Origin of the sequence: Novosphingobium sp. CCH12-A3, from assembly GCF_001556015.1 — a bacterium.
Classification (GTDB): Bacteria; Pseudomonadota; Alphaproteobacteria; order Sphingomonadales; family Sphingomonadaceae; genus Novosphingobium; species Novosphingobium subterraneum.
On the sequence record NZ_LSIA01000067.1, the window covers coordinates 37,858 to 46,062 of the forward strand.

The window sequence follows — 8,205 nt, forward strand, 5'->3', positions numbered from 1 at the left end:
CCCGCAGGCGGGAGGGGTTGGGGGTGGGTTTGCAACGCAATCAATGTCGGAAGTGGCGCATGCCCGTGAAGACCATGGCCAGGCCGGCCTCGTCGGCGGCCTTGATCACGTCTTCGTCGCGGATCGAGCCACCGGGCTGGATCACGCAGGTCGCGCCTGCTTCCACCGCCGCCATCAGGCCATCGGCAAACGGGAAGAACGCATCCGAAGCAACGGCAGAGCCTACCGTGCGCACTTCGCCAAAACCGTGGGTTTCAGCCGCTTCCTTGGCCTTGGCTGCCGCAATGCGCGAGCTGTCGCGGCGATTCATCTGGCCCGCACCGATACCGGCGGTGACGCCGTCCTTGGCATAGACGATCGCGTTTGACTTGACGTGCTTGGCTACGGTCCACGCGAACAGGGCGTCTTCCAGCTCCTGCTCGGTCGGGGCGCGCTTGGTCACGACCTTGAGGTCGGCCTTCTCGATCTTGCCGGCATCGCGATCCTGCACCAGCAGGCCGCCTGCGATCGGCACCGTCGTCAGGCCCTTGCGATTGGCATCGGGCAGGCTGTCGATCAGCAGCAGGCGCAGGTTCTTCTTGCGCGCAAAGGCTTCCTTGGCCGCATCGTCGGCGCCGGGCGCCACGACCACCTCGGTGAAGATTTCGCAAATCGCGTTCGCGGTCGGCCCGTCGAGCGGAACGTTGGTCGCCACGATGCCGCCGAATGCCGAAACCGAATCGCACTCCAGCGCGTCCTTCCACGCATCGAGCAGCGTATCCGCCGTGGCGACGCCGCAGGGATTGGCGTGCTTGACGATGACCACGGTCGGCTTGGCGCCGGCGAACTCCGCCACCAGTTCCAGCGCGGCGTTGGCATCGTTGTAGTTGTTGTAGGACAGCTCCTTGCCCTGCACCTGGGTTGCCTGTGGCAGGCCGGTGACGGCAGGATTGCGCGGCACATAGAGCGCTGCGTCCTGGTGCGGATTCTCGCCATAGCGCAGCGTCGTCACGCGGGTGTGCGCGGTGGCGAGGACGGGCGGGAAGTGCTCGCCCTGGTCCACGGTGGCGAACCACTGCGAGATCGCCGAGTCATAGGCCGCCGTCGCCGCATAGGCCTTGGCCGCCATCTTGCGCCGGAAGGCCAGCGTCGTCGCGCCGCCGGTCTGCTCCAGCTCACCCAGGAACGTGGCGTAGTCCGCAGCGTCGGTCAGGATCGTCACGTAATCGTGGTTCTTGGCGGCAGAGCGCACCATCGAAGGTCCGCCGATGTCGATGTTCTCGATCACTTCGTCGCGCTCGGCACCCTTGGCCACGGTCGCCTCGAAGGGATAGAGGTTGACCACGACCAGATCGATCGCGCCGATCTGGTGTTCGGCCATGGCGGCGGCGTGTTCGGGATTGTCGCGCACGGCCAGAAGGCCACCGTGGATCGTCGGGTGCAGTGTCTTGACGCGGCCATCCATCATTTCTGGAAAGCCGGTGTGCTCGGACACGTCCTTCACGGTGAGGCCTGCATCGCGCAGTGCCTTGGCGGTGCCGCCGGTCGAAAGCAGCTCGACGCCGCGCGCTGCCAGCGCCTTGCCAAGATCCACAAGACCGGACTTGTCGGACACCGAAAGCAGCGCCCGCTTGATCGTAACCTCGCTCACGTGGGAATTCCTATCTATCGCATCTTCTTCAGCAGCCAGGAGAAGCTCTCGCCGCTGCGGGGAACCTTGGCCGTCACGACCAATTGCCGCGTGCCGATAGGCCTTCCGAGCCCGTCTGCCCAGAGGGATTCCTCTATTCCGACCGCATCGCGGCCAGAGCGGAACTGCCACAGGCTGCCGTCTGGCAGCGATAGCGTCACGCCTTTGCCATCCGCGCTGGCGGCCAGTTCGATATGGGGCCCGAGATGAAAGCGCAGAGCAACGCCGATCATCCCGCGCTTGCCCTTGCGCCCCGACGGCACCAGCAGGTCTTCGCCGCGCAGCTCGGTCCCGTCATCGCGCAGGATCAGGATGCGGCGGTGGGTCAGGCCGTAGCGGCTGACATAACCGTTGTGGCTCGCCTCGATCCGCGTCGCGCCGGGCCCTGCACCTTCGGCCGAAAGTGTGCGCCGATCGACCTCGACCTCGGACACGCCTGACCCCAGCTTGCCGTTGATCAGCACTGCGGTGGAATTGAAATCGTCGATCGTCAGCGTCGAATGCGCTGCCGTCGCGCGCAGGCCCTGTTCAAGCCGCAGCGGGATCATGCCTCCGGCGAAGGCTGCACCACCGCAGTTTACGATCAGTCGCTCCGCCCCGTGGCTCAGCTCGAATGCCAGCGTCGAAGCACAGCCATCGCGCGTATGCCGCGCTACCGGCGGCGGCCCCGCATCGAACTGCAGCACCGCTTTGCCTGCCGTCGCGCGTTGGTAGCCCCACTGCCGCGCATCGCGCAGGGGCCGCGTGCGGACGCCGCTGGCGCGCACCAGTTCCTCGATCCGCTCGGCCGGGATCGCGCCCGCGCCCTGCCAGTTGCCAAGGCCGCCATCGCCGTGAAGCAGCGCCAGCAGGGGCGGCACCAGCAGCGTCAGCATCGTCTGGATCTGCGGTAGCGGTTCGGCCCGGATCGCTTCGTAGCAGGCGCGCAGGTCCACCAGCAGCTCGATCGCCTCGATCTGGCAGAGCGGGCTGCGCGACAGCACGCCGCCATCGTCACCCACCAGTTCGCCCAGCGCCTTGACCAGCCCGGCCTCGCCATAAAGGCGGCGCGGCTTGCCATCGGCCATGAGCAGACCGACCGCGACCAGCGCGCACCAGCCTGCCACTTCGGAAAGCCGGTCGTCAGCCTTGGTCACGCGGCGGTCGAGCCAGCGCGCCGTGTCCTCGATCGTGTGCAGCACCCGCGTCCGGAACGCGCGGTCCTGGCCCGAAAGGATCAGCGGTGCGTGGACCATCCAGTTCAGCAGGCGGTGGCCGACATTGCCCACGTCCCACGCCGGCGTGGGGTCCGGCTTGGGATTGGCGGCCAGCCAGGTCTGGAGAATACGCTCGGCCACTTGTGCGCATTGTGCCCGCGTGCCGCCCGATTCAAGATCGCGCAGCCAGCGGAAACCATGGACCATCCGCTCGAACGAGGGCGACAGGCGGGGCCCCGAAAAAGCCGTGTCGGCGATGGGTGACTTGTAGCCGTGGACAAGGAAATGCCCGGCGCGCAAGGCCTTGCCCGCTGCGGCATCGCCCGGCAGCGGCGGCGTGACCGTGGCCGTCAATCGCGTGCGGGCGCGCTTGCGGAAAGGATGGATCGCGCTGGCCGGAAGTCCCAGGCTGTAGGCGAACCGCACCAGCCTGTCGCCCGTGCCGATGGCGGGAGGTGCGAAATCGGCAAGGGCAAGCGCGCGCCCCGGCTCGATCACCGCCGGGTCCGGGCGGTCGTCGTCAAGCGCCACGTAGCGGCTGCTTGCCTCGGGCGTCGGATCGGCCAGCGGTTCCTCCTTCGTCGCATCGAGCGGGATGGCGGGCGTGAGAGCAGAGCGGCCAGCACCTGCCGGGCGACTTCCAACATCCGGGAAGCCGCGTGTCTCCATGTCAGGCGGCCTCACCCTGCCCGAGGGCCTTCAGGGCGGCGATGTTGGCCGCATACTGCGAAGGGCCGCCCTTGAACGTGGCGGTCCCGGCGACCAGCACGTCGGCCCCGGCTTCGACGCAGGAGCGGATCGTGCGGGTGTCGACCCCGCCGTCGACCTCGAGGTGGATGTCACGGCCCGACTTGTCGATCATTTTCCTCACCGCCTCGATCTTGCGAAGCTGGCTGGAAATGAAGCTCTGCCCGCCAAACCCGGGGTTCACGCTCATGATCAGGACCAGATCGACGTCATCGATAAGGTAATCGAGCATCTTCGCCGGGGTTCCGGGGTTGAGCGAAACGCCCGCCTTCTTGCCAAGGCCCTTGATCGCCTGAACCGTGCGATGAATGTGCGGGCCTGCTTCGGGATGAACCGTGATGATGTCCGCCCCGGCATCGGCAAATGCCTGAAGGTAGGAATCGACCGGCGAGATCATCAGGTGCACGTCAAACGGCTTGGTCGTGTGCGGGCGCAGCGCCTTTACCACCATCGGTCCGATCGTGATGTTGGGCACGAAGTGGCCGTCCATCACGTCGACGTGGATCCAGTCTGCCCCGGCTGCATCGATTGCGCGCACTTCCTCGCCCAGCTTGGCGAAATCTGCGGAAAGGATCGACGGCGAAATCAGCGGGGTCATCTGGTCATCTTCCTGCGTCGGGTGGCAGGCAGATTGGTAAACGCTCATGCGCTCAGGCATAGCCACCCCATCCCTTGCGCTTACCTTTCGCGAATCGGCGGAACAAGCACTATCGGCCTCATTATCCACACGGAATGTCCCGCTTTGGAGGCGGTTGATGGGATGAACGGCGGGCGAGCCAAGGGTTCAGCCACTATTCACGGCACGAATCTTACTTAACGAACCAGCCAACCGCCGTTATTGGAATCGGCGGGGAAGAAACGAGGCGCTGCGAGAGCTTTCATTGGAAGCGCGTGGATCAAGCGGTTGCCGCAGGAAACATCGAAATCGGGGCTTTTTGATATGACCAAGCCGAGACGGCTGCGCGCTGCGGCCGCTTTGACTGCCACTGCACTCGCCGCCACTGCAATGGGTGGAAGCACTGCTGCCAGTGCGGCTGGCCCGAACTGTGCAGGGCCGGTGAGCGACACCTGGATCAACGTCACGATCGACGGCGTGCGCAACGGCAATGGACTGATGGCGGTGACCCTCTATGCCGACGAGCCGCGCAAGTTCCTCGTCAAGAAGGGCTCGATGTACGTCGGCCGCGTTGATGCCACGGCGCCCGAAACGCGCATGTGCCTTTATGTGCCCAAGCCCGGCGTCTATGCGCTCGCCGTCTATCACGACGAGGATGCGAGCCGTAACATCAAGCGCAGCGGGGTTCTCGGCCTGCCCGAGGAAGGCTTCGGCTTTTCCAACAATCCGCCGACGATCGCAAGCATTCCCTCGTTCCGCTCGGTCCGCCTGAACATCTCGAAGTCCGGCCTGTCGACCCGGATTCATCTTAAGTATCCGTGAACGCTTGCCTCCTCCCCTCCCGCAGGCGGGAGGGGTTGGGGGTGGGAAGCTTGTGTATTACTCGCCCGCAGGCACGCCGATATCCGCGAAAGTGCGCGCCAGGTGCCATGGCGCCAGTTCCTCGGCCAGCGCATGGGCGCGCGGATCGTCGACGTCCATCCACCACGCATCGTCGATGTCCATGGTGCCCGCGCGTCCTGCATCGGCGAGCCGTTGCATGCCGTCCGAAAGGCTGCCGGGCTTGCCTTCGGCAATCGCCTCGTGGATCGCCCTGGCCAGGTCCGGGGTGGCCAGAAATGCCCCGCAATCGACCGCATCATAGGGTGCGATGGTCTTGCCGATAGCGGTAATCATGCCGTCGTCATCCATCTTGACCCAAGTCGCGTCCTCGGGATCGACCAGCGGGTTGTCGATGCGGCGGTCAACCGCCAGCGTCACGGCGCAGTCCGGCCGGTGTTCGTGGATCAGCCGCTCCAGAATGTCGGCATCGAACATGTGGTCGGCCATCATCAGCAGATAGTTGCCGTCGCAGCGCGTGGCCCCGGCCATGACCGAATGGCCGTTGGGCGTGGACCAGTTGGTCAGTCGCACCGGCACGATCTCGATGCCGGCGCGCATCGAAAGGTCGGCAAGAAAAACTTCCAGAAGGTCGGCCTGATGGCCCGTAACCACGACGACGCGCGTAACGCCGGCCTGCATGGCCTGCCGCACGCCGATTTCGATCAGCGGCACGCCTGCAACCGGGGTCATCGGCTTCGACGGGGAAAGCTCGGCAAGGCGGCTGCCAAAACCGGCAGCGATGATCAGCGCATCCATGGTCGCTTCGGGTAAAGGTTTAGGAGCCAAATGAAAAGGCCGACCAGACGAAACGTCGGGCCGGCCTTTCAATCCGTCAGGGAAGCTGTCGCTTATTCAGCGGCGAGCTTCTCCACCGAAGCGTATTCGTCGACCATCTGGGCGGCGACGTCGTCATTGAACTGCTGCGGCGGGTGCTTGCAGAAGTAGGCCGACGGGCCGATCAGCGCACCACCTTCGCCACGGTCGAGCGCGACCTTGCAGCAGCGGATCGCGTCCATCACGCAAGCAGCCGAGTTCGGGCTGTCTTCAACCGACAGGCGCAGTTCCAGGTTCATCGGAACGTTGCCCCACTGCTGGCCTTCCATGCGGATGAAGCACAGCTTGTTGTCCTTCTGCCAGGGAACATAGTCCGAAGGACCGACGTGGATGTTCTCGTCCTCGAGACGCGTGGCGAGCATTGCCTGCACGGCCTCGGTCTTCGATTCCTTCTTGCTGCCCAGACGCTGGCGGTCGAGCATGTTCATGAAGTCGGTGTTGCCACCGGTGTTGAGCTGGTAGGTGCGCTCGACGTTCACGCCGCGAGCAGCGAACAGGCTGGAAAGCACGCGGTGAACGATCGTTGCACCGACCTGCGCCTTGATGTCGTCGCCGACGATGGGGATGCGCTTCTCGCGGAACTTCGCTTCCCATTCCGGGGTCGAAGCGATGAACACGGGCATGCAGTTGACGACGGCGACGCCGGCTTCAAGCGCGCATTCCATGTAGAATTCGGTCGCTTCCTGCGAACCGACGGGGAGGAAGTTCAGGAGAACTTCGGCGCCCGATTCCTTGAGAGCCTTGACGATGTCGGCCTGGGTGGCTTCGGGCTGGTCGGCCACGATGAAGCCCTTTTCGCCGACCGAGGTCATGTGCGCGGCAACGCCGTCCGACACGCGGCCCATGATCACCTTGCCGCCGGTCATCGGGACATTGGGCTGGAACACGGTGGTGTTGTTCGGCGCGGCGAAGATCGCCTCGGCGATGTCCTTGCCAACCTTGCGCGCATCGACGTCGACGCCGAGCACGAAATCGACGTCACCGGCGCCATAGCCGCCAATGCGGTCGTGGATGAGGCCCTGCGACGAATTGTTGTTGCGATAGTAGGCTACACCCTGCACCAGCGAGCTAGCGCAGTTGCCCACGCCGATCACGGCGACCTTGATTGGCTTCATGAATAACGATCCCTTCAGACAGGCGCCCTGCGGCGGCTGTAATCAAACTGCCTCAAAATACCGAAATGCCATCGAATGCAAGCCGAATCCTCAGTCCGTCAAGACGAAGCGGGGAACCGCCGGTCATGGCAGACCTTGCAATCCCCACTCCCTGCTCGCAATCGTGCCGCCTGCGCTGCACCAAAGGGTGGGCGCGCAAGCCACAGCAATTTCCGATGGGACCGCGCCCTTAACGGAAAAAAGCTGCCAGCGATAGCCCGTTTCGCCAGAAGCCCTTCACAAGCTGGTCACAGCGTCGGCAACCGTTACAATATGGTCACCGAGATCGGCCAGGTTCATCAGGGTCCGGGTGCCCGGAACCGCCCGTTCGAAATCTTCCGGACCAAAGGCATCGGTCAGAAGAGCACGAAAACGCACCCGTGCGGCGGCCGCGATGTGGGCGTCGTTCGGTGAATCTCCGGTGAACAGGAAGGCGGAGCGGTCGATTCCGAACCGCTCCTCGATCGCTTCGAAGTGCGGTTCGCCCTTGGCAAAGCCGGGATCATCCATTGACGGGGCGCGATAGCCCAAAGCGCAATCGACCGGCCAATCGCTCGCCAGACGCTCGACATATTGCTCGAGGTTGTTCGAGGAGATGACCACGAGAAGGCCGGAATCGCGCCACCGCTGCAGCAGCGCGGCCGTGTCGGGGGCAATGGCAATCCCGGTAAGGTAGCCGTCCTTCCAGTCCTCGAAGCGCTGCGCAACCGGATCGGTGTCCTGCCCGGGGTAAAGCTGGCGCAACTGCTTTTCGAATGGCAGGCCCGAGGTTGCGAAGTAGGAGCGGCGGGCCTGCGCAAACGGCGTGCCGAATGATTCTTCCATCAATTGCGCCGCACGGTCGGCGTAGTCCTCCATCGTCGGCACCAGCGTACCGTCGAGGTCGAACACCAGAACGCGGACATTCTGCTCCTGGCTCACGCGGTCAGGCTTTCGCGGGCCACGGCGAGGTCCTCGGGCGTGTCGACTTCGAACCACTTGAGGCCGGAGAGCCAGCGCACCTGCGGGGCGGTCGCCTCGTCCTGCGCCAGTTCATGCAGCACCATCTCGACCGAGGCAGTGGCGAGGTCCTTGGTTTCGCGGACCCGCTCGAACGCGGCCCAGTAT

8 protein-coding genes are annotated in these 8,205 nt (G+C 64.7%); 1 reads left to right on the forward strand and 7 read right to left on the reverse strand.

The features are described 5' to 3' along the window. Window positions 1–40: 40 nt before the first annotated feature. Genes purH through rpe form a run of 3 tightly spaced genes read right to left on the reverse strand, consistent with a single transcriptional unit; the run spans window position 41 to window position 4,210 of the window. The gene (purH, locus tag AX703_RS04965; RefSeq protein WP_062343048.1) at window positions 41–1,630 is read right to left on the reverse strand and encodes a bifunctional phosphoribosylaminoimidazolecarboxamide formyltransferase/IMP cyclohydrolase; all 1,590 of its coding nucleotides are present in this window, start codon (window positions 1,628–1,630) and stop codon (window positions 41–43) included. 14 nt (window positions 1,631–1,644) lie between these two features. Then, a complete protein-coding gene (locus AX703_RS04970; RefSeq protein ID WP_062343050.1) occupies window positions 1,645–3,534 on the reverse strand; it encodes a heparinase II/III family protein in 1,890 nt (629 codons plus the stop codon). Window position 3,535: 1 nt separating this feature from the next. Beyond that, complete coding sequence (gene rpe / locus AX703_RS04975) at window positions 3,536–4,210, reverse strand: ribulose-phosphate 3-epimerase (protein WP_062343059.1); 675 nt, start codon at window positions 4,208–4,210, stop codon at window positions 3,536–3,538. A 342-nt stretch (window positions 4,211–4,552) separates the two neighbouring features. On the opposite strand from rpe, the gene AX703_RS04980 reads away from it, so the two are divergent. Continuing rightward, window positions 4,553–5,050, forward strand: coding sequence for a DUF2141 domain-containing protein (locus AX703_RS04980; protein WP_039333233.1), 498 nt, complete (start codon window positions 4,553–4,555; stop codon window positions 5,048–5,050). Window positions 5,051–5,107: 57 nt separating this feature from the next. On the opposite strand, the gene AX703_RS04985 is transcribed toward AX703_RS04980, so the two are convergent. The 4 genes from AX703_RS04985 to AX703_RS27760 all read right to left on the reverse strand — a co-directional run. Next, complete coding sequence (locus tag AX703_RS04985) at window positions 5,108–5,866, reverse strand: NTP transferase domain-containing protein (protein ID WP_062343052.1); 759 nt, start codon at window positions 5,864–5,866, stop codon at window positions 5,108–5,110. 92 nt (window positions 5,867–5,958) lie between these two features. After that, window positions 5,959–7,059, reverse strand: coding sequence for an inositol-3-phosphate synthase (locus AX703_RS04990; RefSeq protein ID WP_039333237.1), 1,101 nt, complete (start codon window positions 7,057–7,059; stop codon window positions 5,959–5,961). 276 nt (window positions 7,060–7,335) lie between these two features. Next, window positions 7,336–8,019, reverse strand: a complete 684-nt coding sequence (locus tag AX703_RS04995; RefSeq protein WP_062343054.1) for an HAD family hydrolase — start codon at window positions 8,017–8,019, stop codon at window positions 7,336–7,338. Next, window positions 8,016–8,205: hypothetical protein (locus tag AX703_RS27760; protein WP_197423620.1), on the reverse strand; the 190-nt coding region annotated here is incomplete at its 5' end. The genes AX703_RS04995 and AX703_RS27760, both read right to left, overlap by 4 nt.

What these genes read in the sequence shown, in the direction of transcription:
- AX703_RS04970 (WP_062343050.1), bottom strand. Translation starts at nt 3,534, where the DNA reads ATGGAGACACGCGGCTTCCCGGATGTTGGAAGTCGCCCGGCAGGTGCT.
- rpe (WP_062343059.1), bottom strand. Translation starts at nt 4,210, where the DNA reads ATGACCCCGCTGATTTCGCCGTCGATCCTTTCCGCAGATTTCGCCAAG.
- AX703_RS04980 (WP_039333233.1), top strand. Translation starts at nt 4,553, where the DNA reads ATGACCAAGCCGAGACGGCTGCGCGCTGCGGCCGCTTTGACTGCCACT.
- AX703_RS04985 (WP_062343052.1), bottom strand. Translation starts at nt 5,866, where the DNA reads ATGGATGCGCTGATCATCGCTGCCGGTTTTGGCAGCCGCCTTGCCGAG.
- AX703_RS04990 (WP_039333237.1), bottom strand. Translation starts at nt 7,059, where the DNA reads ATGAAGCCAATCAAGGTCGCCGTGATCGGCGTGGGCAACTGCGCTAGC.